This window comes from Nonomuraea wenchangensis, assembly GCF_900111685.1.
Lineage (GTDB): Bacteria > Actinomycetota > Actinomycetes > Streptosporangiales > Streptosporangiaceae > Nonomuraea > Nonomuraea wenchangensis.
On the sequence record NZ_FOHX01000016.1, the window covers coordinates 45,141 to 71,043 of the forward strand.

22 protein-coding genes and 1 pseudogene are annotated in these 25,903 nt (G+C 72.5%); 11 read left to right on the forward strand and 12 right to left on the reverse strand.

All coding sequences use genetic code 11. The annotated features are described in order from the left end of the window. Positions 1-68: 68 nt before the first annotated feature. Positions 69-3,275, forward strand: coding sequence for a fused isobutyryl-CoA mutase/GTPase IcmF (gene icmF / locus BMW85_RS36025; RefSeq protein WP_091090692.1), 3,207 nt, complete (start codon positions 69-71; stop codon positions 3,273-3,275). A 51-nt stretch (positions 3,276-3,326) separates the two neighbouring features. After that, complete coding sequence (gene tpx, locus BMW85_RS36030; protein WP_091090695.1) at positions 3,327-3,827, forward strand: thiol peroxidase; 501 nt, start codon at positions 3,327-3,329, stop codon at positions 3,825-3,827. Between the two features lie 27 nt (positions 3,828-3,854). On the opposite strand, the gene BMW85_RS36035 is transcribed toward tpx, so the two are convergent. After that, positions 3,855-4,667, reverse strand: coding sequence for an SAM-dependent methyltransferase (locus BMW85_RS36035; RefSeq protein ID WP_091090696.1), 813 nt, complete (start codon positions 4,665-4,667; stop codon positions 3,855-3,857). Positions 4,668-4,743: 76 nt separating this feature from the next. On the opposite strand from BMW85_RS36035, the gene BMW85_RS36040 reads away from it, so the two are divergent. Next, complete coding sequence (locus BMW85_RS36040) at positions 4,744-5,496, forward strand: helical backbone metal receptor (RefSeq protein ID WP_177241061.1); 753 nt, start codon at positions 4,744-4,746, stop codon at positions 5,494-5,496. Here BMW85_RS36040 and BMW85_RS36045 read toward each other — a convergent pair. Genes BMW85_RS36045 through BMW85_RS36060 form a run of 4 tightly spaced genes read right to left on the reverse strand, consistent with a single transcriptional unit; the run spans position 5,493 to position 9,766 of the window. Beyond that, a complete protein-coding gene (locus BMW85_RS36045) occupies positions 5,493-6,644 on the reverse strand; it encodes an ROK family transcriptional regulator (protein WP_091090699.1) in 1,152 nt (383 codons plus the stop codon). The genes BMW85_RS36040 and BMW85_RS36045 overlap by 4 nt on opposite strands. Positions 6,645-6,649: 5 nt before the next feature. After that, complete coding sequence (locus tag BMW85_RS36050) at positions 6,650-7,495, reverse strand: carbohydrate ABC transporter permease (RefSeq protein ID WP_177241062.1); 846 nt, start codon at positions 7,493-7,495, stop codon at positions 6,650-6,652. Then, positions 7,482-8,402, reverse strand: a complete 921-nt coding sequence (locus tag BMW85_RS36055) for a carbohydrate ABC transporter permease (RefSeq protein WP_091090704.1) — start codon at positions 8,400-8,402, stop codon at positions 7,482-7,484. The genes BMW85_RS36050 and BMW85_RS36055 overlap by 14 nt, the downstream gene beginning before the upstream one ends. Beyond that, a complete protein-coding gene (locus BMW85_RS36060) occupies positions 8,399-9,766 on the reverse strand; it encodes an ABC transporter substrate-binding protein (RefSeq protein WP_091090706.1) in 1,368 nt (455 codons plus the stop codon). Before BMW85_RS36060 ends, BMW85_RS36055 begins: the two co-directional genes overlap by 4 nt. A 241-nt stretch (positions 9,767-10,007) precedes the next feature. Here BMW85_RS36060 and BMW85_RS36065 point away from each other — a divergent pair, with 241 nt between their 5' ends. The 3 genes and pseudogenes from BMW85_RS36065 to BMW85_RS52675 form a co-directional block, all read left to right on the forward strand. Continuing rightward, positions 10,008-11,036, forward strand: a complete 1,029-nt coding sequence (locus BMW85_RS36065) for a zinc-dependent alcohol dehydrogenase (protein WP_091090708.1) — start codon at positions 10,008-10,010, stop codon at positions 11,034-11,036. A gap of 2 nt (positions 11,037-11,038) precedes the next feature. After that, the gene (locus tag BMW85_RS36070) at positions 11,039-11,824 is read left to right on the forward strand and encodes a sugar phosphate isomerase/epimerase family protein (RefSeq protein ID WP_091090711.1); all 786 of its coding nucleotides are present in this window, start codon (positions 11,039-11,041) and stop codon (positions 11,822-11,824) included. Then, positions 11,755-12,999 (forward strand): annotated as a pseudogene (locus tag BMW85_RS52675) (MGH1-like glycoside hydrolase domain-containing protein); the annotation flags it as partial. The gene BMW85_RS36070 and the pseudogene BMW85_RS52675, both read left to right, overlap by 70 nt. 9 nt (positions 13,000-13,008) lie before the next feature. Here BMW85_RS52675 and BMW85_RS36080 read toward each other — a convergent pair. After that, a complete protein-coding gene (locus tag BMW85_RS36080) occupies positions 13,009-14,127 on the reverse strand; it encodes a zinc-binding dehydrogenase (RefSeq protein WP_091090713.1) in 1,119 nt (372 codons plus the stop codon). Continuing rightward, positions 14,120-15,223 carry a Gfo/Idh/MocA family protein gene (locus BMW85_RS36085; RefSeq protein ID WP_342743477.1) on the reverse strand — a complete coding sequence of 368 codons (1,104 nt, stop codon included), beginning with the start codon at positions 15,221-15,223 and terminating at the stop codon, positions 14,120-14,122. Before BMW85_RS36085 ends, BMW85_RS36080 begins: the two co-directional genes overlap by 8 nt. On the opposite strand from BMW85_RS36085, the gene BMW85_RS36090 reads away from it, so the two are divergent. Further along, complete coding sequence (locus BMW85_RS36090) at positions 15,170-16,141, forward strand: glucosyl-3-phosphoglycerate synthase (RefSeq protein ID WP_091090717.1); 972 nt, start codon at positions 15,170-15,172, stop codon at positions 16,139-16,141. The genes BMW85_RS36085 and BMW85_RS36090 overlap by 54 nt on opposite strands. Beyond that, positions 16,138-17,256 carry a glycosyltransferase gene (locus BMW85_RS36095; RefSeq protein ID WP_218156087.1) on the forward strand — a complete coding sequence of 373 codons (1,119 nt, stop codon included), beginning with the start codon at positions 16,138-16,140 and terminating at the stop codon, positions 17,254-17,256. The genes BMW85_RS36090 and BMW85_RS36095 overlap by 4 nt, the downstream gene beginning before the upstream one ends. Positions 17,257-17,286: 30 nt before the next feature. Here the strand turns inward: BMW85_RS36095 and BMW85_RS36100 are convergent, their stop codons facing one another. Together BMW85_RS36100 and BMW85_RS36105 are read right to left on the reverse strand one after the other, a co-directional pair. Next, entirely contained in the window at positions 17,287-19,647 is a 2,361-nt protein-coding gene (locus BMW85_RS36100) for an ABC transporter permease (protein ID WP_091090719.1), read from the reverse strand. Then, positions 19,644-20,375: an ABC transporter ATP-binding protein gene (locus BMW85_RS36105; RefSeq protein WP_177241063.1), complete on the reverse strand. Its 732-nt coding sequence runs from the start codon at positions 20,373-20,375 to the stop codon at positions 19,644-19,646. Before BMW85_RS36105 ends, BMW85_RS36100 begins: the two co-directional genes overlap by 4 nt. Before the next feature lie 99 nt (positions 20,376-20,474). Between BMW85_RS36105 and BMW85_RS36110 the strand changes: the two genes are divergently transcribed. After that, the gene (locus tag BMW85_RS36110) at positions 20,475-21,083 is read left to right on the forward strand and encodes a response regulator transcription factor (protein ID WP_177241064.1); all 609 of its coding nucleotides are present in this window, start codon (positions 20,475-20,477) and stop codon (positions 21,081-21,083) included. Here BMW85_RS36110 and BMW85_RS36115 read toward each other — a convergent pair. Then, complete coding sequence (locus BMW85_RS36115; protein WP_218156088.1) at positions 21,024-23,132, reverse strand: sensor histidine kinase; 2,109 nt, start codon at positions 23,130-23,132, stop codon at positions 21,024-21,026. The genes BMW85_RS36110 and BMW85_RS36115 overlap by 60 nt on opposite strands. A gap of 10 nt (positions 23,133-23,142) precedes the next feature. Then, positions 23,143-23,937, reverse strand: a complete 795-nt coding sequence (locus tag BMW85_RS36120; protein ID WP_245775263.1) for a universal stress protein — start codon at positions 23,935-23,937, stop codon at positions 23,143-23,145. 80 nt (positions 23,938-24,017) lie between these two features. Here BMW85_RS36120 and BMW85_RS36125 point away from each other — a divergent pair, with 80 nt between their 5' ends. Then, positions 24,018-24,320, forward strand: coding sequence for a hypothetical protein (locus BMW85_RS36125; protein ID WP_091090723.1), 303 nt, complete (start codon positions 24,018-24,020; stop codon positions 24,318-24,320). Between the two features lie 99 nt (positions 24,321-24,419). Beyond that, a complete protein-coding gene (locus BMW85_RS36130; RefSeq protein ID WP_091090725.1) occupies positions 24,420-24,968 on the forward strand; it encodes a phosphatase PAP2 family protein in 549 nt (182 codons plus the stop codon). Here the strand turns inward: BMW85_RS36130 and pip are convergent. Then, on the reverse strand, positions 24,922-25,893 hold the full coding sequence (gene pip, locus BMW85_RS36135) for a prolyl aminopeptidase (RefSeq protein ID WP_091090727.1): 972 nt from the start codon (positions 25,891-25,893) through the stop codon (positions 24,922-24,924). The genes BMW85_RS36130 and pip overlap by 47 nt on opposite strands. Positions 25,894-25,903: the final 10 nt, after the last annotated feature.

Consider the following 25,903-nt stretch of genomic DNA (forward strand, 5'->3'; position numbering starts at 1 on the left):
TTCCTGGGAAATAGTAGGACGTCCTAGTATCTTGGGATGGAGAGCCCCTCACAAAGGAGTGATCAGGCGTGCACGTCCCGGTGAACCCCGTGCGTTTCGTGACCGCCGCGGCCCTGTTCGACGGCCATGACGCGGCGATCAACATCATGCGGCGCATCCTGCAGTCGCAAGGCGCCGAGGTGATCCACCTCGGGCACAACCGCTCGGTCGACGAGATCGTCACCGCCGCCATCCAGGAGGACGTGCAGGGCGTGGCCATCAGCTCCTACCAGGGCGGGCACGTCGAGTTCTTCACCTACCTGGTGGAGCTGCTGCGCGAGCGCGGCGCCGGGCACGTCAAGGTCTTCGGCGGCGGCGGGGGAGTGATCGTCCCCGAGGAGATCGAGCTGCTGCACTCCCGCGGCGTCACCCGCATCTTCTCGCCGGAGGACGGCCAGCGCTACGGCCTGCCCGGCATGATCAACAAGCTGGTCGAGGACTGCGACCACGAGCTGGGCGACCCGCCCGCGCCCGAGGCCGTGCTCTCCGGCGACCAGGCGGCGCTGGCCCGCGCGATCACCCTCGTCGAGTCGGGCCGCGCCCCCGAGGCGCTGACGGACGCGCTCAGGCGCGCCGCGGGCGAGCGGCGCGCGCCGGTGCTCGGCATCACCGGTACGGGCGGCTCCGGCAAGTCCTCACTGACCGACGAGCTGGTCCGCCGCTTCCGCGTGGACAACGACGACAAGCTGCGCATCGCGATCATCGCCATCGACCCCACCCGCCGGCGCGGCGGCGGCGCGCTGCTCGGCGACCGCATCAGGATGAACAGCCTCGGCCCCCAGGTCTACTTCCGCTCCCTGGCCACCCGCGGCGCCCCCAACGAGGTCCCCGCCTGCCTCGACGACGTGATCGCCGCCTGCCGCGCCGCCGGGTACGACCTGGTGATCGTCGAGACGCCCGGCATCGGCCAGGGCGACGCCGGCATCGTCCCGCACGTGGACGTGCCCATCTACGTGATGACGCCCGAGTTCGGCGCGGCCTCCCAGCTCGAGAAGATCGACATGCTGGACTTCGCCGAGGCCGTGGTGATCAACAAGTACGAGCGCCGCGGCGCCGAGGACGCCCTGCGCGACGTCCGCCGCCAGCTCGTACGCAACCGCGAGGCGTTCTCCGCCCGCCCCGAGGACATGCCGGTCTTCGGCACCATCGCCTCCCGCTACAACGACGCCGGCGTCACGGCCCTCTACCACCACCTCAGGGGCCTGCTGCTGCCGGAGCCCGGCCCCGGGCTGCTGCCGAAGGTCGCCGGCCGCACCTCGCAGGCGTCGGCCGCGATCGTGCCGCCCGCCCGCGCCCGCTACCTCGCCGAGATCGCCGAGACCGTACGCGGCTACCACGCAGAGACGCTGGCCCAGGCCGAGGCGGCCCGCCGCCGCCAGCAGCTCGCCGCCGTCCGCGACCTGCTGGAGGGGGACGGCGACGACGAGCGGCTAAGGGCACTCCAGGACCGCGCCGAGCGCGAGCTGACCGACGAGAGCCGCGCGCTGCTCGCCGCCTGGCCCGCGACGGTCGAGCGCTACCGGGCCGACGAGCTGGTGGTCAAGGTCCGCGACCGGGAGATCCACACCCCGCTGTGGCGCGAGACGTTGTCCGGCAACCGCATCCCGCGCGTGGCGCTGCCCCGCTACAGCGACCACGGCGACCTGCTGCGCTTCCTGCGCGCGGAGAACCTGCCGGGGGCGTTCCCGTTCACCGCCGGGGTGTTCCCGTTCAAGCGCGACGACGAGGACCCGACCCGGATGTTCGCCGGCGAGGGCGACCCGTTCCGCACCAACCGGCGCTTCAAGCTGCTGTCGGCCGGCCAGCCCGCGACCCGGCTGTCCACCGCGTTCGACTCGGTCACCCTCTATGGCAACGACCCCGACCCGCGCCCGGACATCTACGGCAAGGTCGGCACCTCGGGCGTGTCGATCGCCACGCTCGACGACATGAAGGCGCTCTACGACGGCTTCGACCTGACGTCTCCCAGCACGTCCGTCTCGATGACCATCAACGGCCCCGCCCCGACGATCCTCGCCTTCTATCTCAACACCGCGCTCGACCAGGTCAGGGCGCGCTTCCGCGCCGAGCAGGGCCGCGAGCCCGACGAGCGCGAGGACCGCGAGCTCGCCGCGCGCACCTTCGCCACCGTGCGCGGCACGGTGCAGGCCGACATCCTGAAGGAGGACCAGGGCCAGAACACCTGCATCTTCTCCACCGAGTTCAGCCTGCGGATGATGGCCGACATCCAGGAGTGGTTCATCCGCAACGGCGTGCGCAACTTCTACTCGGTCTCGATCTCCGGCTACCACATCGCCGAGGCCGGGGCGAACCCGATCAGCCAGCTCGCCTTCACCCTCGCCAACGGCTTCACCTACGTGGAGGCTTACCTGGCGAGGGGCATGAAGGTGGACGACTTCGCGCCGAACCTGTCGTTCTTCTTCTCCAACGGCATGGACCCCGAGTACAGCGTGCTCGGCCGGGTGGCCCGCCGCGTCTGGGCGATCGCCATGCGCGAGCGCTACGGCGCCGGCGAGCGCTCGCAGAAGCTCAAGTACCACATCCAGACCTCGGGCCGGTCGCTGCACGCCCAGGAGATGAACTTCAACGACATCCGCACCACCCTGCAGGCGCTCATCGCGATCTACGACAACTGCAACAGCCTGCACACCAACGCCTTCGACGAGGCCGTCACCACTCCGTCGGCCGACTCGGTCCGCCGCGCGATGGCGATCCAGCTCATCATCAACCGCGAGTGGGGCCTCGCGCGCAACGAGAACCCGCTGCAGGGCTCGTTCATCGTCGAGGAGCTGACGGACCTGGTGGAGGAGGCGGTGCTGGCCGAGTTCGAGCGGCTGTCGGACCGCGGCGGCGTGCTCGGCGCGATGGAGACCGGCTACCAGCGCGGCCGCATCCAGGACGAGTCCATGCTGTACGAGATGCGCAAGCACGACGGCTCGCTGCCGATCGTCGGCGTCAACACGTTCACCAAGGAGGACGGCGACGAGCCGGCGCCGCACCAGCTGGAGCTGGCCCGGGGCACCGAGGAGGAGAAGCAGTCGCAGCTCGACCGGCTGCGCGCCTTCCACGAGCGCAACCGGGAGGAGGCCCCCAGGCAGCTCGCCCGGCTGCGCGAGGCGGCGATGTCGGACGAGAACGCCTTCGGGGTCCTCATGGAGGCGGCCAGGCACTGCTCGCTCGGGCAGATCACCGAGGCCCTGTTCGAGGCGGGTGGCCAGTACCGGCGTAACGTATGAGCCGTCATAGGATCGGCGATCGGGGAAACACCGGTATCCAGGAGGCATTTCATGTCCGACGTCACCTTCAAGGGCAACCCGATCACTGTGGGAGGCACCTTCCCGAAGCAGGGCGACAGCGCCCCTGACTTCCGGCTGGTCGGCGGCGACCTCGCCGAGCTGTCGCTGTCGGACCTCGGCGCGTCGACGAAGGTGCTCAACATCTTCCCGAGCGTCGACACCGGCGTCTGCGCCGCCTCGGTGCGCCGCTTCAACGAGGTGGCCGCCGAGCACCCGGACGTGAAGGTGCTGTGCGTCTCGGCCGACCTGCCGTTCGCGCAGAAGCGGTTCTGCGGCGCGGAGGGGCTGGACAACGTCACCATGCTGTCGCTCATGCGGGGCCGCGAGTTCCTGCTGGACTACGGCGTGGCGCAGGAGTCGGGGCCGCTCGCCGGCCTGGCCGCCCGCGCGGTCGTCGTGCTCGACGGCGACAACAAGGTGGTCTACTCCGAGCTCGTGCCGGAGATCACGCAGGAGCCCGACTACGACGGCGCGCTCGCCGCGCTCAAGTAGGCGGGCATGCTCACCCGGTGCGGCGTCCTAGATCTTCCTGGCGACGCCGCACAGGGTGAGCGAGGAGTCGGGGGCCGCGACGAAGTCGACGGTGTCGGCCGGCTCCGGATGCCACTCGGGGAGCCAGACCAGGCCGGGGTCCTCCAGCGCGAACCCGTCGAACAGCTCCAGGATGCGCCCCCGCTCGCGCAGCGTGAGCGGCGCGTTCGAGCGTTCGTAGACCTCGGTGGCGCGCTCGGCGGCGGCCCGCCGCGCGCCGAAGGCGTCGAGGGCTCCGTGGGAGAGCACGAGGTAGCTGCCGGGGGCCATCGCCTCGCGCAGGGTCGCGAGGATCTCCCGCGGCCGGTCGGCCTCGGCCACGAAGTGCATGACCGCCACCAGCAGCACCCCCACGGGCCTGCTGAAGTCGATCGCCCCGAGCACCTCGGGATGGCCGATGATGTCGCGGGGCTTGCGCAGGTCGCCCTGCACCACGACGGTGCCGGGCCGGCCGCACAGCAGGGCCCGCGCGTGCACCAGCACGACCGGGTCGAGGTCGACGTAGACGACCCGCGAGTCCGGGGCCACCTTGGCGGCGACCTGGTCCACGCTGTCCTGCGCCGGCAGCCCCGTGCCGATGTCCAGGAACTGCCGGATGCCGGCCTCGGCGAGATGGCGCACGGCCCGGCCCAGGAAGGCACGGTTGGCCCGCGCCGCGGCCCGCGCCTCCGGAGCCACCCGGAGAACCCGCTCGGCCGCCTCGCGATCGGCCGGGAAGTGGTCTTTGCCCCCGAGGTAGTAGTCGTAGAGCCGGGCTACGTTGGGCGTGTGCGGATCGAAGCCGAGGGACTTCTGGTCCAACCGCCGTACCCCCGATCAAGAGTTGATCATCATCGATCCCGATTCTACGGACATCTGCCGACAGAAGGGGAGCCTTGTGGATGACATCGGCGTCCCGGTGACGGTGCCGGAGACCGTGCGGCGGATCGTGTCCCTGGTGCCGTCGCTGACCGAGGCCGTGGCGGCGACCGTGCCAGGAGCCCTGGTGGGCGCGACCGACTGGTGCTCACACCCGGCCGACCTCGACGTGGCCAGGGTGCGCGGCACCAAGAACCCCGACCTGGAGGCGATCGTCCGGCTCCGGCCCGACGTGGTGCTGGCCAACGCCGAGGAGAACCGCCCGGCCGACCTGGAGGCGCTGCGCGCGGCCGGGCTCGCCGTCTGGGTCACCAGGATCGAGACGCTGGAGCAGGCGTTCGCCTCGCTGGAGCGGATGTTCCTGCACGCCTGCCGCACCGCCCGCCCGGCCTGGCTGGACACGGCGGAGGACGCCTGGCGGCGGCCCGCCCCGGCCCACCGGCGCACGGCGATCGTCCCGATCTGGCGGCGGCCCTGGATGGTCGTCGGCCGCGACACCTTCACCGGCGACGTGCTCCGCCGCCTCGGCGTGGACAACCTCTACGCCGGCCACGCCGAGCGCTATCCCAAGATCCCGCTCGCCGAGCTGGTGGCGCGCCGGCCCGGCCTCGTGGTCCTGCCCGACGAGCCCTACGCCTTCGCGGCGGACGACGGCCCGGAGTGCTTCCCCGGCCTCGACTGCGCGCTGGTCAGCGGGCGGCTGCTCACGTGGTACGGCCCGTCGCTGACCGAGGCCGCCCAGGCGCTCCCGCGCGCCCTCGGCGCCCGCTAGCCGGCCGGCTTGGGCCGCAGGGCGGCGTCCACGGCGGCGGCGGAGAGCACGTGCTCCATCACGATCACCGCCATCCCGGCGATCCCCGCCCGCCCGCCCAGCGACGAGGTGACGATCTCCAGGTTCCTCGTCGTGTACGGCAGGCTCCGCCGGTAGACGACCTCGCGGATCCCGGTCAGATAGTGCTCCCGCGTCTCGGCCATGTCCCCGGCCAGCACCAGCGCGGCCGGGTTGAGCAGGCTGACCGCCGTGGCCAGCACCACGCCGAGCGTGCGCCCGGCCTCCTGGGTGCGGGCGATGGCCGCGGGGTCGCCGGTCTGCACCAGCCGGACCACGTCCAGGCTGGACTCCTGGCCGAGGTCGGCGGCGAGGGCCCGCCCGCTCGCCAGCGAGGCCACGCAGCCGCGCGAGCCGCAGGTGCACACGCGGTCGTCGCTCTCGCGGATGCGTACGTGCCCGATGTTGCCCGCGGCCTCCTCGACGCCCCGGTAGATCTGGCCGTCGAGCACGATGCCGGTGCCGATGCCGGTCGAGACCTTGACGAGGAGCAGCGCGTCGCTCCCGCGCCAGGACGTCCACCACTCGCCCAGCGCCATCGCGTTGGCGTCGTTCTCGACCAGGATCGGCACGTCGTAGCCCGCGCCGACGGCCTCGCCCACCGGGAAGTCGTCCCAGCCGGGCATGAGGAAGGAGCGGATCACCCGCCCGCTGACGTGGTCGACCGAGCCGGGCAGGTCGATCCCGATGCCGCACACCTCGCCCGGCAGGCGGCCGGCCCGGTCCAGTAACCGCTGGAAGCACTCGCGCACCCACGACAGCACCGCCTCGGGGCCGAGGTCGATGCGCAGGCCGGCGCTCTCCTCGGCGAGCGGGCGGGCCGCGAGGTCGGTGAGCGCCACCCGCGCGTGGATGGCGCCGAGGTCGGCGACGAGCATGAGGCGCCGCCCGGCGTCCACGTCGAGGACCGAGGGCGGTCGCCCGCCCCCGGACGCCCCGACGCCGGACTCGTGGATGTAGCCGGCATCGATGAGCCGGTCGACCCGGTCGGTGATCGTCGAGCGGGACAGGCCGGTGTGCTCGATGAGTTCCTTGCGCGTCCGGCAGGTGCCGTTCCGGATGAGCTGGAGGATCTGCCCTGCCGTCAGCATGCGTGCTATCCCTTCTCTGCTCCAGCCGTCAGCCCTTCGGTCAGCAGGCGTTCACTGGCGAAGAACACGATCACGATCGGCAACGTGAGGACCACCGACCCCGCCATCAGCACCGTCGTCGGGATCTCGATGCTGCCCGCGAGCTGCGACAGCCCGAGGGAGACCGTCCAGCTCTCGCGCTTCTCCACGAGGAAGAGCAGGGCGAACAGGAACTCGTTCCAGGCGATCATGAAGGCGTAGAGTCCGGTGGCCATCAGCGCGGGCTTCGACAGCGGCAGCACCACGCGCCAGATGGTCGACAGTCTCGTGCATCCGTCGATCGCGGCCGCCTCCTCCACGCTCCGCGGCACGGTCTCGAAGTAGTTGCGGAGCATGTATACCGTGACGGGCACCGTTTGCGCGATATACACGAGGATCAAGCTGGCCAGGGACCCGCGCAGCCCGAGCATGGTGAAGAGCACGAACAGCGGGATGGCCAGCACGATCGCCGGGAACAGGTAGACCGCGAGGAACAGGAAGTGCACCTGCCGCCGGCCGAAGAAGCGCAGCCGCGCCACCGCGTACGCGCCCGGGATCGAGATCAGCAGCGTGACCGCCACCGACGCGACCGCCACGATCGCGCTGTTGCGCATGAACGTCAGGAAACCCTGCTTGGTGAGGACGTCCACGTAGGTGTCGAGAGTGAACCGTTCCGGCCAGATGGAGCCCGGGTCCAGGATGAGCTCCTGGATGTCGCGGACCGACAGCGTCACCATGTAGAGGAACGGGAAGGCGGTGGCCAGGAAGAGCGCCAGGATCACCACCGGCCTCAGCACCCGCAGCAGCCCGCGCTCGAACCTATCTCTGCTCACGTTCGCCTCCCGCGAAGAACCGCAGGTAGATGGCCAGGAAGACGACCAGGAACACGGCGAGGACGAGGGCCTGCGCGGCCGCGGCCCCGATGTCGTCGCGCGAGGTCAGGAAGTTGTAGACCCGTACGCTGACCACCTCGGTGCCGGCCCCGCCGCCGGTCAGCAGATAGACGTCGTCGAACTTGGTGAAGGTGAACACGAAGCGCAGCACCGCCAGCAGCGCGACCGTACGCCAGAGCTGCGGCATGATCACGTACCGGAAGCGCTGGGTGGGCGTCGCGCCGTCCACCACCGCGGCCTCGTCCAGCTCGCCCGGCAGGGCCTGGAGGCGGGCCAGGATGAACAGGAACGCGAACGGGAAGTACCGCCACGCCTCGAACGCGATCACCGTGAGCAGCGCCACCGGCACCTGCACGCCCAGGAACTCGCCCTTGGCCTGGGTGAGGAAGGCGATCGGCTCCCGCAGCCAGGTGTTGACGATGCCGTACTGCGGGTTGAGCATCGTCTCCCACAGGAACGCCACGGCCACGACCGGCGCGACGTACGGGATGAGGATCGAGGCCCGCACCAGCGTCCGCCCCCGGAACCTGTCGCGCAGCGCCAGCGCCGCCACCAGCCCGATCACGATGGACAGCCCGGTGCCCGCCACCGTGTAGACGAGGGTGTTGACCAGCGACGACCAGAAGCCGGGCTCGGAGACGACGTAGCCGAAGTTCTCCAGCGTGTAGTGGCCGAAGATGCCGGTCCGCCGGATGTTGATCAGCCGGGCGTCCTGGAACGCCAGCATGATCGCCCACAGCAGCGGCAGCACCACCACGACCAGCGTGATGACGAGCGTCGGCGAGATCAGCGAGAGTCCGGCCCGGCCCTCCTGCTGCCGCAGGGTGCGGGCAGGAGTCCGGCTCACTCCCTGATCCCGCGCTTGATGGACTCGACGTCGGCCTTGGCCTGGTCGGCGGCGGCCTGCGGGGTGAGCGAGCCGTCGACCAGCGCGCTCAGCGCCTTCGGCACCGGCAGCTCGCCCATGGTGGCGCCGACCAGCTTGCCCTGGCCCTGGGGGATGCCCCAGCGGGCGAAGGTGTCGGGGCTCTCGCGCAGGGTGGTGAGCACGTCGGCCGGGTAGATCTCCGACAGCGGCTTTTTGGTGTCGACGCCGGCGGGCAGCTTGTCCCACTGCTCGGCGAAGGTCGTCCTGGTGGGGAACTTGCCCTCAGGGGCCATGCCGAGCCAGCGCGCGTAGCCCTCGTCCATCATGTACGTCACGAACGCGCTCGCCGGCTCCTTGGCCGCGTCGCGGGTGACGGCCCACGAGACGATCTCGCCGTACTGGGCCGGGGCGCTGGCGTCGGGGCCCTTGAGCGCGGTGACGATGCCGGTGTTCCTGGCCAGCCACTCCGGGTCCTTGCGGCATTCGGGGCAGCTCGGCAGGGCGTCCTTCCTGAGCCCGGCCAGCTCGTCGAGAATGAACGACGACCAGATCATCATGGCCGCCTTGCCGGAGAAGTAGGTGGCTCTGGTGGTGTCGACGTCCTGTTTGCCCTTGACCGAGTAGTTTTTGGCCAGGTTCGCATAGAACTCGAATGCTTTGACGCATTGCGGCGAGTTAAGAACGACATTTCCGGAATTGTCGACCAGCTGGCAGCCGTTGGCCAGCGCCACGTGCTCGAAACTCTGCGCCGTGAACGAGTCCTTCGGCGCGATCGCCAGCGTTATGCCCGCCATCCCGCCGGTGTTCAGCTTCCGCGCGGCGGCCTCCAGCGCCTCGTACGTGTCCGGCGGACGCAGCCCGGCCTTCTCGAACAGGTCCTTGCGGTAGAGGATCAACTGCGCCCATCCGTCGCTCGGCACGGCCAGCAGCCTGCCGTCCGCCGTGTCGAGCTCCAGGGCGCGGGGGGAGAAGGTGTCCCGGCCGAGCCCGTCCACGATCCTGCCGGGCGTCTCGGTGTCGAGCAGGTCGTTGGCCTGCAGCTCCCGCACCGAGGCGAGGGGCAGCGCCCCGATGACGTCGGGCAGGTCGTCGGCGGCGGCAGCGGCGGTGACGGTCTGGCTGAACTGGTCCTCGGCGACGCCCACCAGCTCCACCTGGATGCCGGTCTTCTTGGTGAACTCGGCGATGATCTGTCTCTGGACCGCCATGCGGTCCTCAAGGTTCTCCTCGGTCCACACCGTGATCTTGGGGGCCGCGCCCTGCTCCTCGCCGCCGCCGCAGGCGGTCAGCGTGGCGGTCACCAGTAGGGCGGCGGAGAGGACGGCGGTAACCTTCTTCGGCATTGCACGCTCCTCCGGTTGGGGATATGCCGCCCTTACCCCGGGAGCAGTTGCCGCAACGTCCGCCACGCCACGCCGGGACCGGTAAGGTCGCTTTCCACAAGACACGCGGTCAGAAACCCCAATTACCTCAGCCGCATCGCGCGGAAGCCGTAGACTTACGCCGGTTACGGGCGCAACTATCGTGTGCAAAAGACCAATAAAGCTTCTACTTCTGTTTGATCATTAAGCGTAAGTGTGGGGAATGCGCGTCATCACGTTCGAGGAGCCGGGCCGTGTCCGCGTCGGCCTGGAAACTCCCGCCGAGATCGTCCCCGGCTCCGTCCGGGTCCGGACGATCTACTCAGGCGTCTCGGCAGGCACCGAGCTCACCGCCTACCGCGGAACCAACCCCTACCTCAACCGCAAGTGGGACACCGAGCGCCGCCTCTTCGTCGAGGGCCGCACCCACGCCTACCCCCTGAGCGGCTGGGGCTACCAGGAGGTCGGCGAGGTGGTGGAGGCGGCGCCCGACGTCGCCGACCCGCCCGTCGGCAGCCTCGTGTGGGGCATCTGGGGCCACCGGGCCGAGGCCGTCGTCCCGGCCGAGAAGCTGGTCGGGCACCTGCTGCCGCCCGGCGCCGACCCGCTCGGCGGCGTCTTCGCCCGCGTCGGCGCCATCGCGCTCAACGCCGTGCACGCCGCCGACATCCATCTCGGCGACCAGGTCGCGATCTTCGGCCAGGGCGTCATCGGCCTGCTGGCCACCCGCCTCGCCGTGCTCAGCGGCGCCCGCGTGGTCGCCGCCGACGCCATCCCCGACCGACTGGAGCTGGCCAGGAGGTTCGGCGCGGCCGAGACCTTCGACGTGCGCGGCGGCTCGGTCGCCGAGTTCACGCGCAAGCGCATCGCGGGCGCCGACACCGTCATCGAGCTCAGCGGCACCCACCTCGGGCTGCACGAGGCCATCAGGACCGTCCGCAGGGGCGGCCGGGTCGTGGCCGCCGGGTTCTACCAGGGCGACGGCGTCGGCCTGCGGCTCGGCGAGGAGTTCCACCACAACCAGGTCCAGCTCGTCTCCTCCCAGATCGGCGGCGTCGCCTCCTGGCTCAGCCACCGCTGGGACGTCGAACGGCTGCAGCGCACCTTCATGGAGCTCGTGCACCGCGGCGAGGTCGAGGTCGCCGAGCTGATCACCCACGTCGTCCCCGTCGAGCGGGCGGCCGAGGCGTTCGACCTGCTCGACAAGCACCAGTCCGAGGTGCTCCAGCTCGTCTTCCGATTCGAGGAGTGACCGTGAAGCTCGCCGTCCAGGAGCAACTCTTGCCCGGCCGCTCCCTGCAGGAGAAGTTCGCCTTCGCCGTGGAGGCCGGCTTCGACGCGATCGAGCTGCGCGGCAAGGGCGACTTCCACTTCGCCGGCCGGCTCACCGAGCTCAAGCGGGCGCTGGCCGACGGCGTCGTCATGCCGACGGTCTGCGTGGACATGCCGCACTTCATCGGCGACTTCGACCCCGCCAAGCGCAAGGACGCGATCCAGCAGCTCCGCTCGCAGCTCACCGTCATCGGCGAGCTCGGCGGCATCGGCGTCATGACCCCCGCCTCCTGGGGGCAGTTCTCGCTCCGGCTGCCGCCGTTCGAGCCGCCGCGCAGCGCCGAGGAGGACCGCGAGGTGCTGACCGAGGCGCTCGGCGTCCTCGGCGAGCACGCGCAGCGCAACGGCGTCCTGATCATGCTCGAACCGCTCAACCGGTACGAGAACCACATGGTCAACACCCTCGCGGACGCGGTCTCGTACTGCGCCATGGACTCCGTCAGGGTCGTCGGCGACACCTACCACATGAACATCGAGGAGGACGACCCCTGCCGCGCGCTGGCCGAGGCCGCCCCCTACCTCGCCCACATGCAGATCAGCGAGTCCAACCGGCACCAGCCGGGCACCGGCCACCTCGACTGGGGCGCCCAGCTCGCCACCCTCGACGCCTACGGCTACGACGGCTACCTCGCGCTCGAATGCCGCCTGCGCGGCGAGCCCGAGGTCGTGCTCCCGCAGACCGCGGCGTTCGTACGGAAGTTCCTGTGATCCCGCGCGAGGCCGTGCGCGTCCTGGTGTCGAACTGGGACGGCAACCACACGGTCCCCTCCCGCCGGCTGTACCCCCACCAGTGGAGCTGGGACTCCGCCTTCATCGCCATCGGCCACTCCCGCTGGTCGCCGCGGCGCGGCCGGGCCGAGCTGCTCAGCCTCCTCGGCGCGCAGTGGCGCGACGGCCGGGTGCCGCACATCGTGTTCAACCCCCGGGTGCCCGACGGCGCCTACTTCCCCGGCCCCGACTTCTGGCAGGTCCGCGCGCCCTCCGGCACCTCGACCTCCGGCATCGTCCAGCCGCCGGTGCACGCCCTGGCCGCGTGGAGGACCCACCTGGCCGAGCCCGACCCGGCGTTCCTGCGCCGCGTCTACCCCAAGCTCGTGGCCCAGCAGGAGTTCCTGCGCGCGGCCCGGCGCTCGCCCGAGGGCCTGATCGCCATCGTGCACCCGTGGGAGTCGGGCATGGACAACAGCCCGGCCTGGGACCAGCCGCTGCACGCCGTGCACGACCGCCCCACCGGCTACGTCCGGCGCGACCTCGGCACCGTCGACGCCGACGAGCGGCCCACCGACCGCGACTACGAACGTTACGTCGCCCTCGCCAGGGCCTACCGCGACTCCGGCTACCTCAGCCCCGGCGCGTTCCAGGTCGAGGACCCGCTGTTCAACGCCGCCTACGGCCAGGCCGAGCACGTGCTCGCACTGATCGCCGCCGAGCTCGGCCTCGACCCCGAGCCGCACCGGCACGAGGCCGCCGCCGTCACCGCCGCCATGGTCGAGCACCTGTGGGACGGCGCGCTCTTCCAGCCCCGCGACCTGGTCGCCGGCCGGATGATCCGCTCCGACAGCGCCGCCGGCCTCACCCCGCTCCTGCTGCCCGGCCTGCCGGGCGACGTCGTCGAACGGCTGATCTCGACCGCGCTCGACCGGTTCGCGCTCAAGGACGGCGTACTGCCCAGCTTCTCGCCCGCCGCGCCCGACTTCGACCCCGTGCGCTACTGGCGCGGGCCGAGCTGGGTCAACCTGAGCTGGCTGATCTGGCAGGGGCTCAGCGAGCACCGCCCCGAGTTGGCCCGGCCGGTCGCCGAGGGCATCGTCCGGGTGATCGCCCGGTCGGGCTTTCGCGAGTACTTCGACCCGTTCACCCTGCGCGGCCACGGCTGCTCGGACTTCAGCTGGTCAGCCGCCCTCCTCCTCGACCTCGTGGCGGAGCACGGCCTGGAGGCTCTGACGCCGCCGGGCGGCGAGGTCGCCGAGGAGCAGGGGAGCGTCACGGAAGCCGACGACATCGGTGACCAGGTGCCGGCGTAGGCGCGGGCCCCACTCCCTGAGCAGGCCGATCGTCTCGTACGACAGCCGCTCCCTGTCCCAGGCGTGCGCCAGCCCGCGCGGCACCCGGCCGATCTGCGCGCAGCGCACCGACAGGCCGTTGTGGTGGAACTCCTCGCCGAGCCGCACCTCGCCCGCGCCCTCGGTGTAGAAGGCCAGGTCCACCAGCGTGCCCTGGGGGCGGAGCAGGCGCAGCCCGAGGGCGAGCGCGCGGGCCCGGCCGCGGCACTGGAACACCACGTCCGCGCCCCGGTCCTGCGGGCCGTGCCGCCAGCGCCGCTTCAACGTCACCGCCGGGTCGTCATCCGTGTCGTCTTGGGAAGCGGCCAGGACGTCCGCGCCCAGGGCCGCGGCTACCTCCAGCCTGGCCGGGGTCTCGTCCACGACGACGACCTCGGCCGCGCCGCCGTGCATCGCGAAGCAGGCCACCAGCAGGCCGACCACGCCCGCGCCCACGACCACGACCCGCCGGCCGTGCACGCCGTCGCCGAGCCGCCGCGCGGCCGGGCCGTACAGGTCGTGGGCGGCGTGCAGCAGGCCGTTGGCGCAGATGGGGCCCATGTGGGCGACGTAGACGCCGAGCAGCGGGTCGAGGTCTTCCGGCAGCTCGACGAAGCGGTCGGCGAGCGGATCGGCGACGTACGCGGTGCGGTGCCCGTACGCCATGGCGACCCGCGCGCCCTCGCGCACGGCCGTGGTCCGGGTCTCCACCACCTGGCCGACCTGCATGTAGCCGATGCCGCGCACCGGGTACTCGATCGACGGCGTGCCCGGCACGAACAGGCCGAGCTCGCGGTCGAAGGTGGCGTTCAGGTAGGGGTTGTCGCCCTTGACGTAGGTCAGCTCGGTCCCGGCGGAGACGCCGCTGTACGCCGTCGCCACCCTGAACCCGCCCTCGGGGACTTCGGGCAGCTTCTCCTCGACCAGCGCGACCCTGCCGGGAGCCTCGATCGTGAGCACCTCACCCATCGAGCGTCACCGGCCCTCCCTCGGCGGCCGACTGTGCGAGGGCCAGGGCCAGGCGGTGGGTCCGCAGGGCCTCGCGGTACGTGGCCCGTACGTCCGCGTCCTTGCCCTGCACGGCGTCGATGAACGCGCGGTCCACGAGGGTCTTCGCGCGGCCGTCGTCCTCGATCACCCGCTCGCCGTCCACCACCAGGTGGGTCTCGGAGAGCTCCAGGGCGATGCCGTCGGCGCAGACCTCCAGCCCCACCCGGTGCTTGCGGGTGAGCAGGCAGGAGGTGGCGAGCAGCCCGGCCGCGCCGCCGGCGAAGCGCAGGACGGCGGCGCCCGCCCGGTCCACCTCGCCGTCGGGCGCCTCGCCCGAGGCCACCGCGTGCACCATCGTGACCTCGCCGACCAGCACCCGCGCCAGGTCCAGGACGTGCACGGCCTGCTCGACGACCTGGCCGCCGGACAGGTCCCGCCGCAGCCACCAGCCGACCGGCGGGACCTTGTCCAGCCAGTGGCCGATCGCGAGCCGTACGGGGCGGCCGGCCAGCAGTTCCGTGGCCCGGTCGAGGACGTCGAGATAACGCCAGTGATGGCCGACCGCGGACGGAAGAGATCTACGGTCGATTTCGGCCGCGATGGTTTCCGCGGTTCGGAGGTCCAAAGATAGTGGTTTTTCCACGAAAAGCGGCAGGTCGGACGACAAAACATCCAGTTCGGGGTTACCGTGCGCGAAAGGAGGCACGCAAACATAGACCGCATCGAGACGGCCGGCACTGAGCAGGTCCGCGTGGCTGCCATAGGCGGGGGAGCCATGCCGTGAGGCGAGAGCCTCGGCCTTCGCGAGATCCGTGTCGGCGATCCCGGCGATCGTGACATCGGAGAACCCGGACAGGACGTCTGCGTGACGGGCGGCGACATTTCCGGCACCTACGATGCCGACTCGGGTCAGTGGGGGCACACCCCCGCATATGCCACGTTCAGTTGCTATCAAACAAATATGTTCGGAAGCGCATAGGACGGGCAGGTTGCGGGTCCTCATGAGAACGGGGCTGACTGCATGAAAACAGATGTGCGAGCCTTGTCCAGGGTCCAGGAGTGGTACGGCCCCCATTCGAGCACTGCCGCCGAATGGCCCGTCGACGCCTTAATGCTGGCCAAGGGAACCACCACGGTGAGCGTCGTGCTGCCTGCTCGCGACGAGGAGAGCACGGTCGGCGACATCGTCACCGTCATCCGCAGGGAGCTCGTCGAGCGGGCGCCCCTCGTCGACGAGATCCTGGTCGTCGACTCCAACTCCACCGACGCGACCGCCGAGCGGGCCCGCGCGGCGGGCGCCCGCGTCGTGGCGCAGAACGACGTGCTCTCCCACCTGCCCCCGCTGACCGGCAAGGGGGAGGCCCTGTGGAAGGGGCTGGCCGCGAGCAGCGGCGACATCGTCGTGTTCGTGGACGCCGACCTGCGCAGCTTCGGCGCGCACTACATCGCGGGGCTGGTCGGGCCGCTGCTGGTCGACGCCGGCGTCCACTTCGTCAAGGCCACCTACGAGCGGCCCTACATCGGCGCGGACGGCGTCCCCCAGCGGGGCGGCGGCGGGCGCGTCACCGAGCTGGTCGCCCGCCCGCTCATCAACCTGTTCTGGCCCGAGCTGGCCGGGTTCGCGCAGCCGCTCGGCGGCGAGTACGCCGCCCGCCGCGCCGTGCTCGAACAGGTGCCCTTCGTGACCGAGTACGGCGTCGAGTTCGGCCTGCTGGTGGACCTGCTCGACCTCGTCGGCCTGGACGCCATGGCCCAGGTCGATCTCGGTCACCGTACCCACACCCACCAGGACATGAGCGCGCTCGGCCGGATGGCCGGGCAGATCATGCTCACCGCCTGGTCCCGGCTGGAGGGCCAGGGCCGGGTGATGGCGTCCGAGCCGCCCGCGCACACGCTGCTGCAGTGGGGCCTCGACGGCGACGCCGGGCTGGTGGACGTGGCCGTGGCCGAGCGTCCCCCGCTCGCCTCCGTGCTGGAGGAGGATCGCGCGTGAAGGTCCTCATGAACGCGGGGCCGTGGCTCACCGTCCCGCCCCCCGGCTACGGCGGGATCGAGAACGTCGTGGCCACGCTGGTGCCCGCGCTGCGCGAGCGCGGCGTGCGGGTGGTCCTCGCCACCGTCGGGAGCAGCGACTTAGAGGTGGACGAGCTGATCAGCGTCTTCGACGACGGTCAGTTCGGCGAGCTGCAGAAGCCGTACAACCAGGTCATGGGCATCGCGCACGCCCATCAGGCGCGGATCGTCGCCGAGCTGCGCGGGCGCGACGACATCGACCTCGTCCACGATCACCTGGAGGTGGTGGGGCCGGCGGTGCTGGCGGCGTACGGCGGGCCGCCCGTCCTCCACACCCTCCACTGGGACCTGCGCAAACATCCTCACTTCTACGGCGCGTTCCCGTCCTCGATCAAGGTGAACGGCGTCTCGGAGTCGCAGCTCGCCCGCGCCCCCGAGGCCCTGCGCGCCGCCTCGCTCGGCGCGATCCACCTGGCGACGCCGCTCGCCGGCCGGCGGGTCGAGGCCGAGCGCGGCGAGCACCTGATCGTCATGGGCCGGGTCTGCGGGCTCAAGGGGCAGCACGTGGCTGCCCGCGTCTGCCAGAAGCTGGGGCTGCCGCTGGTGCTGGCCGGGCCGGTCAGCGGCCGGGACAGCCAGGCCGAGCTGGACGTCGTCGCCCAGGACCCCGACCATCCGCTGCACGGCCACCCCGACGTGCGCTACCACCTCGACCAGGTGGCGCCGTACCTGGATCACGACCTCGTGAGATGGGTCGGCGCGGTGGGCGGCGAGGAGCGTGACCGGCTCTACGCCTCGGCGCGGGCCGCGCTCTTCCCCATCCAGTGGGACGAGCCGGGCGGCACCGCCGTCGTCGAGGCGCTGGCGCTCGGCGTGCCGCCCGTCGGGCTGCGCCGCGGCTGCCTGCCGGAGATCATCGACCACGGACGCACCGGCTTCCTCGCCGACACCGAGGAGGAGCTGGCCGAGTGGCTGCTGCGGATCGACGAGATCGATCCGGAGGAGTGCCGCGCGGAGGCCCGCCGCCGCTTCTCTCCGTCGGTGATGGGCGAGCGCTACCTGGAGCTGTACGAGCGGATCCTGCGCGGTGCCTGACGCGAAGGGCCGCCCGGCGGCCCTTCGCCGTCAGCGGGACGCCACGGCGGCGGCCGGCCGCACCCGCAGCGCCAGCCGGGCCGGGACGGAGGTGGCGAGCAGGGCCAGGCCGGTCGCGGCGGCGATCACCAGCGCGTACGTCCCCACCGGCACGTACGGCACCGCCGACCCCGTCATGCCCGCCCCGAACGCCGCCAGCGTGACCAGCGCGATCCCCGTGCCCAGCGCCGCCGCCACCAGCGCCGCGCCCAGCGTCTCCAGCCGCAGCATGCGCAGCACCTGCCGCTTCGTGGTGCCCGCCAGGCGCAGCGCCGCCAGCTCCCTGACCCGCCCCGAGGTCGCCATGGCCACGGTGTTGACCACGGCGATCGCGGTGAAGGCGATGATCAGCCCGAGGGCGACGAGCGTGGCCTGCTGGTTGGCGCCCCCGCCCACGCTGGGCCCGGAGGCGCCGGACAGCTCCGCGCCGTCCGGCAGCGCCGCCGCGAGCGCGTCCGCGTCCAGCGTGGGCGCCGACACGAGCAGGGCGCCCGAGGCGTCGTCCACGTGCCCGGGGACCAGCTCGTACGGCAGGGTGAGCTCGCCGAAGCCGAGCCCGCGGGCGTAGAGCGCGGCCACCGTGAGCCGCGCGGGGGTGCCGTCGCCGAGCGTGAGCCGCAGCGGGTCGCCGACACCGATTTCGAGCCGGGCGGCGGCCGCCGTGCTGACCGCGACCCCGTCCGCGGCGAAGCGGTCCATCGAGCCTTCGGTGACGCCCAGGTCCACGGTGCGCGGGTCGTAGGCGAGCGCCTGCGCCGAGAACTTGTCCAGCCCGACCCTGACCGTCGTGCGCAGCACCGGGGTGACCGCCTCGACGCCGGGCACGTCGGCGACCGTCGCCGCGTCCGCGCCCACCACCACGTGGCCGGCCCGCAGCCCTTCGCCGGCCTGTTCCAGCGCCGCCTGCCCCACCGTGGCGGGGGCGAACAGGATCGTGCACGTCATGGCCACCAGCAGGGTCAGCGGCGACAGCACCGAGGCCAGCCCCGCAGGCGTGGCCCGCAGGTTGCGCGCGGCCAGGAAGCCGCTCACCCCGGCCGCCCGCAGCGGCAGCACCCGCGCGGCGGCCCGCGCGAGCAGCGGCCCGAGCAGCGTCACGGCGACCGTCCACACCAGCGCCGTCAGCATCGTCACCGGCGTGGCCGCGGCCTCGGTCCGCAGCCCCGACAGCACCAGCGCCAGCACCACCCCGCCCGCCACACAGGCGATCCCGGCCACGGCCCGCCACCACGGGAGCCGCCCCCGGTCCAGCGCGGCCTCGCCGAGCGCCTCCACCGGCCGGATGCGCGCGATCCGCCGGGCCGACACCCGCGCCGCCACCAGCGCGGACCCGAGCGTGGCCAGGAACGCCACCAGCGGCGGGAACGGGCTGACGACCAGCCGCAGGTTCGCCGGAGTGGTCCCGAGCGCCACGAACGTGGCGTGCAGCCACACGCCGACCCCGAGGCCCGCGCCCGCCCCGAGCGCCCCGGCGGCCACGCCCACCAGCAGCGCCTCGCCGCTCACCAGCCGGCGGACCTGCTTCGGGGTCGCGGCGACGGCCCGCAGCAGGGCCAGCTCGCGGTGCCGCTGCTGCACCGACAGCGCGAACGTGCCGACCACGACGAGGATCGCCACCAGCAGCGACGTCCCTGCCAGCGCGCCGCCCATGCTGATCAGCGAGACCCTGGCCTGCTCGGCGTCCAGGAACTCCAGCCGCCCGCGCTCGTCGCCGGTGTAGGCCACCGCGCCCGACGGGAGGGGCACGTCGCCCGAGGCGAAGACGCCGACCGCGCTCACCAGGTCCGGCCGGCCCGCGAGCCTGCGGGCCTCGGCGGTGCTGAGAAAGACCGTGTCCTGGCTCGGCAGCGCCTGCGCGGTCACGCCCACCACGCGCCGCCCGCGCAACGTGCCGCCGACGGCCAGCCCGGCGCGGGCGTCCACGACGACCTCGCCGGCCGCCCGCGGCTCGCGCCCCTCCGCGATCGTGAACGGGGTCAGCCCCGCGGACTCCCACCCGTGCCCGATGAACCCGCCGAACGGGAACGTCACCTCCGTGATCACCTTGGACACGCCGGGCGCGCGGCGCAGCTCGGCGGCGGCCGAGGCGGGCAGCCAGGCGCGCTCGGTCAGCGGCTTGGCCTTCGTCTTCGTCTTGCCCTTCCCCTTGTCCACGCTCTGCCTGACGTACTGGTCGGCGGCCACGACCAGCGGCGTGCCCGCGTACCGTTCGGGGGCGACCGCGCCGCGCAGGCCGGTCTCCAGCAGCATGAGGCACGCGCACACCAGCGCCGCCGCGCACAGCAACGCCACGAACGCGCCCGCGAAGGCGCCCTTGCGGTGCCGCAGGGTCCTGACCGCGAGGCCGATCACGCGTACGCCCCCATCCTGGTCATGCGCTCGGCCACCTTGTCGGCGGTCGGCGCGCTCATCGCGTCCACGATCCGGCCGTCGGCGAGGAACAGCACGCTCCCCGCGTACGAGGCCGCCACCGGATCATGCGTCACCATCACCACGGTCTGGCCCATGCTCTCCACCACCTCCCGCAGCAGGCCCAGCACCTCGCGGGCGGTCATCGTGTCGAGCGCCCCGGTCGGCTCGTCACCGAACACCACCTCCGGCCGCGTCACCAGCGCCCGCGCGATCGCGACCCGCTGCTGCTGGCCGCCGGACAACTGGGCGGGCCGGTGCCCGGCGCGGCCCTCCAGCCCGACCCTGCGCAGGATCTCCGCCAGCCACTCCCGGTCCACGCGGGCGCCCGCCAGGCGGAGGGGCAAGGTGACGTTCTCCACCACGTCCAGCGCGGGGATCAGGTTGAACGACTGGAAGACGAAGCCGACCCGGCGCCTGCGCAGCTCGGTCAGCTCCGTCTCGCCCATGCCCGCCAGCTCCGTGCCGCCGAGGCGCACCGAGCCCGACGACGGCACGTCCAGCCCGGCCGCGCAGTGCAGGAACGTGCTCTTGCCCGATCCCGAAGGGCCCATCACGGCGGTGAACGTCCCGCGTGGGATGCTCGCCGTCACCTCGCGCAGGGCGGCCACCGCGCCCTGTCCCTTGCCGTACACCTTGCTCACGGCGTCCAGCCGCACCACATCCGTCATGTGCTCAAGCCTGTCGGCGGGGCGCGGCGCGTCCCAGAGACGCCGTCACCGATCACCCGTGACGTCGTCATGAACCGGACACCCCTACATTGGTGTGCCGTGATTCGTGTACTGCTGGCGGAGGACCAGGCGGTGATCCGCGGCGCCCTCGCGGCCCTGCTCGACCTGGAGGAGGACCTGGAGGTGGTGTCCGCGGTCGAGTCAGGGCAGGCCGCCGTGGACGCCGCCGCCGTCGGGCGGCCCGACGTGGCCGTCCTCGACATCGACATGCCGGGCGCGCTCGACGGCCTGGCCGCCGCCGCCGAGATCCGGGCCAGGGTCCCGGCGTGCCGCACGCTCATGCTCACCGGCTACGGCAAGCCGGGGCATCTCAAACGGGCGCTGGCGGCCCAGGTCGGCGGGTTCCTGCTGAAGACGGCCCCGCCGGAGGAGCTGGTGGCCGCCATCCGGGCGGTGGCCAGGGGCGAGCGGGTGCTGGACAAGGCGCTCGCGGTCACCGCCTGGGACCTCGCGGACAACCCGCTCACGCCGCGCGAGGCCGACGTGCTGCGCCTGGCGGCGGCCGGGGCCGACGCGCCGGACATCGCCGCCCGGCTCCACCTGACGGCCGGGACCGTGCGCAACTACCTCACGGCCATCGTGGCCAAGCTAAACGCGCGCAACCGTACCGACGCCGTGCGCATCGCCAGCGAGAGCGGCTGGATCTGAGGCCCGCACCCGGGCCTCCAGCGCGAACCAGCCGTCCTCGACGCCCGTGGTGAGGTGGCCGCCGAGCGCGGCCAGGCGGGTGGTCAGGTTGCCGAGGCCGGAGGAGCCGCGGCGGGCCGTGACGGCGCGCGCGCCGTCGTTGCGTACGGTGAGCCGGACCAGGCCGTCCTCGCCGGTGGTGAACACGGAGCAGCGGCGGGCGGCCGGGCTGTGCCGCAGGACGTTCGTCACCGCCTCGCGCAGCACGGCGCTCAGCGCGGTCTCCACCTCGGGCGGCAGCGGCGGGTGGGCCAGCTCGGCCGTGACCTCGACGCCGGCCGCGGCCAGGGTCGCGCGCGCCGCCTCCGCCTCGGCGGCGAGCGACAGGTCGCGGTGCTCGCCGGAGACGGCGCGCAGGTCGTGCTCGGCGCGTTCGGCCATGGCGAGGACGTCCGCCAGCTCCGCCCGCGCCCGCTCCGGCGGCAGGCGACGGGCCAGCTCGCACTTGAGCAGGATCGCGGCCAGGCTGTGGCCCAGGAGGTCGTGCAGGTCGCGGGCCGCGCGCAGACGCTCCTCGACGACCGCCGAACGGGCGAGGCTCTCCCTCGCCGCCTCCAGCTCCCTGGCGAGCTGGGCCAGGCGGAGCAGGCTGTAGACCACCAGGCCGGTGACGAGGTTGCTCACCGTGACGTTCACCGACTCGGGCAGCGGAAGGGCCAGGCGGACGGCGACGGCGCCGGTGGCCGCGACGACCGCACCGGCCAGCGGCCAGGCCACCCAGGGCCGGAAGGCCAGCAGCACCGGGCCCGCCAGGAACCCGCCCACGCCCAGCCACACCGGGCCGAAGACCGGGATCGGCGCGAAGGTGAGCACCGCCATCACGGACAGGGCCGCCATGTGGCGGCCGGTCACCGACCTGAGCTGCATCACCACGATCACGGCCAGCGTCGCGGCGGCCGGGAGGAGCAGGTGCGGCGGGATCAGGAGCAGCGCCTTGAGGCTGAACCCGACGAGCACCGCCGCCAGCAGCCACACCGACACGTCCACCGACGCGAGGCCCAGCCCGGCCCGGTCGGGACCGCCCGCCTCGGGAGCGGGGAGCGCGGCCCGCACGGTGTAGCGGCCCTGCGGGGACAGGTCGCTCGTCAGCTCGCCGCCCGCCGCCCGCACCTGGGCGGCCAGGTCCGCCAGGCCGTCGCCGTCCTCGGCGGTGCGGCGGCCGTCGTCGCGGACGCGCAGCAGCACCCGGCCGCCCTCCTCGGCGGTCTCGATCACGCACGTGCGGGCCGCACCGCGCCGGACCACGTCCGTGACCGCCTCCCGCAGCACCGCGGCGAGCAGCGCACCGGCCGGGCCGAGCGGCTCCTCGTGCCCGGCCCGCACCTCCACCGCCACCCCGGCGGCCTCCAGCATGCCCCGGGCCGTCGTCAGCTCGGGCCCCAGCGACATCGCCCGGTAGCCGGCCGCCGCCGAGCGCGCCTCCGCCAGCGACCGCCGCGCCTCCACCACGACCGCGCCCAGCACCTCGCCCGCCCCCGCCGGCGCCGCCACGGCCCGCCGTACGCCCACGATGATCATCGCCAGCCCACGCCCGAGACCGTCGTTCAGCTCGGCCGCGATGCGCAGCCGCTCCTCGCCCACCGCCGCCGCGGCCAGCGCGGGCCGGGTGCCGTGCAGCTCGTCCACCCGCTGCACCAGCCGGATGAGCCCGGGGACGATCAACGTCATCAGCACCGTGGTGACCGCCAGGTCGAGCGTGCGCGGCACGTCGCCGGTCCGCGCGTACGCGATCACCACCGCCCCGAACACCACCAGCGGCGCGACCGCCCACAACCGGGTGACCAGCAACGACCCGGCCAGGAAGCCGAGCACCACGACCGACGCCCCCGAGCCCAGCGTCACCCAGCAGACCAGCACGGCCTGCACCGCCACCAGCCACAAGGACCGCGACCGGAAGGTGAGCAGGCACTGCACGGCGAAGACCAGCGCCGTGCCCGGCGCGCCGGCCAGGACGTACACGCTGGACAACGCGGCCAGCACCGCGACGACGATCACCCGCGCGACAAGCACGGGCAGCAGCCTAGGAGAAGCCCCGCGGCAGCACGGTCACGGGGCAGGGGGAGGCCCGCAGCATCTTCATCGCCAGCTCGCCCAGGAACACCCGGTGCGGCTGCGCGTCCTCGCTGGCCGCGCAGACCAGCAGCTCGCCGGGCAGCCACTCGACGCCGGCCATCGCCGTCGCCACGTCGTGGCCCTCGGCCACCTCCGCCTCCGCCTCGATGCCGGTGCCCTCCCACGCCAGCCGGACGGCGAGCGCGAGATCGTCCCTGAGCCTGCTCCGATCCTCGGTACGCAGGTCGAACGTGATCAGCCGCAGCGGCACCCCCAGCCGCAGCGCCGCCTGCGCCACCCGCTCGACGGCGGCGTCGCACTGCGGCCGGTGCACGTAGGCCAGGGTGAGCCGGTCGGGCTCCTCGGGCGGGGCGTACTGGGCGGGCGCCACCATGACCGCTTCGGGCGACAGGTGGAGCAGGTGGTCGGCGGTGGTGCCGAGGGCGATGCGCCCGTGCTGCCCGCCGCCCGCCGAGCCGACCACGACGAGGTCGGCCCGCATCCGGCTGGCCAGCACGGCGAGGCCGCGCCCGCTGCCCCGGCTCTCGTAGGCGAGGTATCCGGCGGGGGCGTCCCCCAGCTCCTCGGCCGCGTGCGCCAGGTTGGCCTGTGCCTCGACGGCCAGCCCGGGGCTCCCGGGCGGGTAGATCGTCGCCACCGTGAGCTCGCCACCGGTCATCCGAGTGATCGCCGCGCCCAGGACCAGAGCCTCCCGCCCGCCGGGGTCGCCGGTGTAGCCGACGATCACGTGCTCTCCGATCACGAATGCCCTCTTACCCGCTTCGAGCAGGGGAATACGCGACATCGTGCGGAACGTTGTAAACGTGCGGAGGCGCAAAGCCAGTGAAGATCACTCTTGACACCACGTTCAACGGATCCCTCGGTCAGGTCACCCTCAGTCAGGCGGTTCGCGAGCTCCGGGAACACGATCTCGCCTGCACCGTTCCCGCCGAGGCGGTGGACCGCAAGGTCACCGTCTTCGCCCACTGCGTGGAGCGCGGGTTCACGCCGCTCCGCAGCGAGATCATGGCCGCCTACTACGTGGCCGAGCGCGACGCCACCACCGAGGCGTTCGACCGCGGCCTGATCACCCGGGGCGAGCTGGAGAGCCGCCAGGCGCAGCTCACAAGCCTGCTCCTCAGCTGATCTTGAAGACTTTTCCCAACATTCCGCCATAAGGTCGAGGCGTTCGACGACCGGAGTCCTTAAGGTCGTGTCCACTGCCCGTTCACGGATTGGACACCGGTGTACCGCGAGATCGTCGACTTCGCCTCCAGCACGCCCGCGTGGTTGCACACGCTCGCAGAGGTAGGGACCGACGCCGGGTTATTCCTGTTCGCGGCGCTGTTCGTGATGGCGTTCCTGCGCGCGTGGCGGGCGCCGGCGCGCGACCTGGCCCTGGTCATGGCCGGGCCGGTCGGGATCGTGCTGGCGTACGTGCTCAGCGAGGTCGTCAAGGTCCTCGTACGCGAGGACCGGCCCTGCCGGGGCGTGATCACGACCATCGCGGCGTGCCCGCCGCCCACCGACTGGTCCTTTCCCAGCAACCACTCGGTGATCGCGGCGGGCGCGGCGGCCACGCTCGTGCTCGTCTGGCGTGCCCTGGCGTGGCTGGTCGTCCCGCTGGCCGTCGTCATGGCGTTCTCGCGGGTGTTCGTGGGAGTGCACTACCCGCACGACGTGATCGTGGGCTTCCTGCTCGGGGCCGCGCTCGCGCCGCTGTTCGCGCTGCTGGTGGTGGGGGCGTTCACCCCTGCCGTACGTCTGGTGCGAACGCGTCTGTCGCCGCGATGAGCCGGTCGAGGATGCCGGGCTCGGTGTAGGCGTGCCCGGCGTCGTCCACCACGTGGAACTCGGCCTCCGGCCACGCCCGGTGCAGGTCCCAGGCGGTCGCCATCGGGGTGCAGGCGTCGTAGCGGCCCTGGACGATCACCGCGGGGAGGTGGCGGATCTTGTCCACGTCCCGGATGAGCTGTTCGGGGCCGAACCAGCCGCCGTGGGTGAAGTAGTGGTTCTCGATCCTGGCGAAGGCGACCGCCATCCGGTCCTCGCCGAACTCGCTCACCAGGGCGGGGTCGGGCCGCAGCGTGATCGTCCCGGCCTCCCACTGGGCCCACGCCCTCGCCGCCGCGAGCCGGGCCGCGTCGTCGTCGCCCTCCAGCCGCCTGCGGAAGGCCGCGACGAGGTCGCCGCGCTCCTCCTCGGGGATCGGGGCCAGGTAGCCCTGCCAGAGGTCGGGGAACAGGAAGCTCGCCCCCTCCTGGTAGAACCAGCGCAGCTCCTGCGGGCGCAGCGTGAAGATGCCGCGCAGCACCAGCTCGCTCACCCGCTCCGGATGCGTCTCGGCGTAGGCGAGCGCCAGCGCGCTGCCCCACGAGCCGCCGAACACCTGCCACCGCTCGACGCCGAGGTGCTCGCGCAGCCGCTCCATGTCGGCCACCAGGTGCCACGTGGTGTTGGCCGACAGGTCGGTGGCCGGGTCGCTCGCGTGCGGCGTGCTCCGGCCGCAGTTGCGCTGGTCGAACAGCACGATCCGGTAGCGCTCGGGGTCCCACTGCCGCCGGTGCTTGGCGCTGCACCCGCCGCCCGGCCCGCCGTGCAGCATCACGGCCGGCTTGCCGTCCGGGTTTCCGCAGGTCTCCCAGTAGATCTGGTTGTCGTCGCCGACGTCGAGCAGCCCGGAGTCGTACGGTTCGACGGGCGGGTAGAGAGTTCTCATGGGCTCTGAT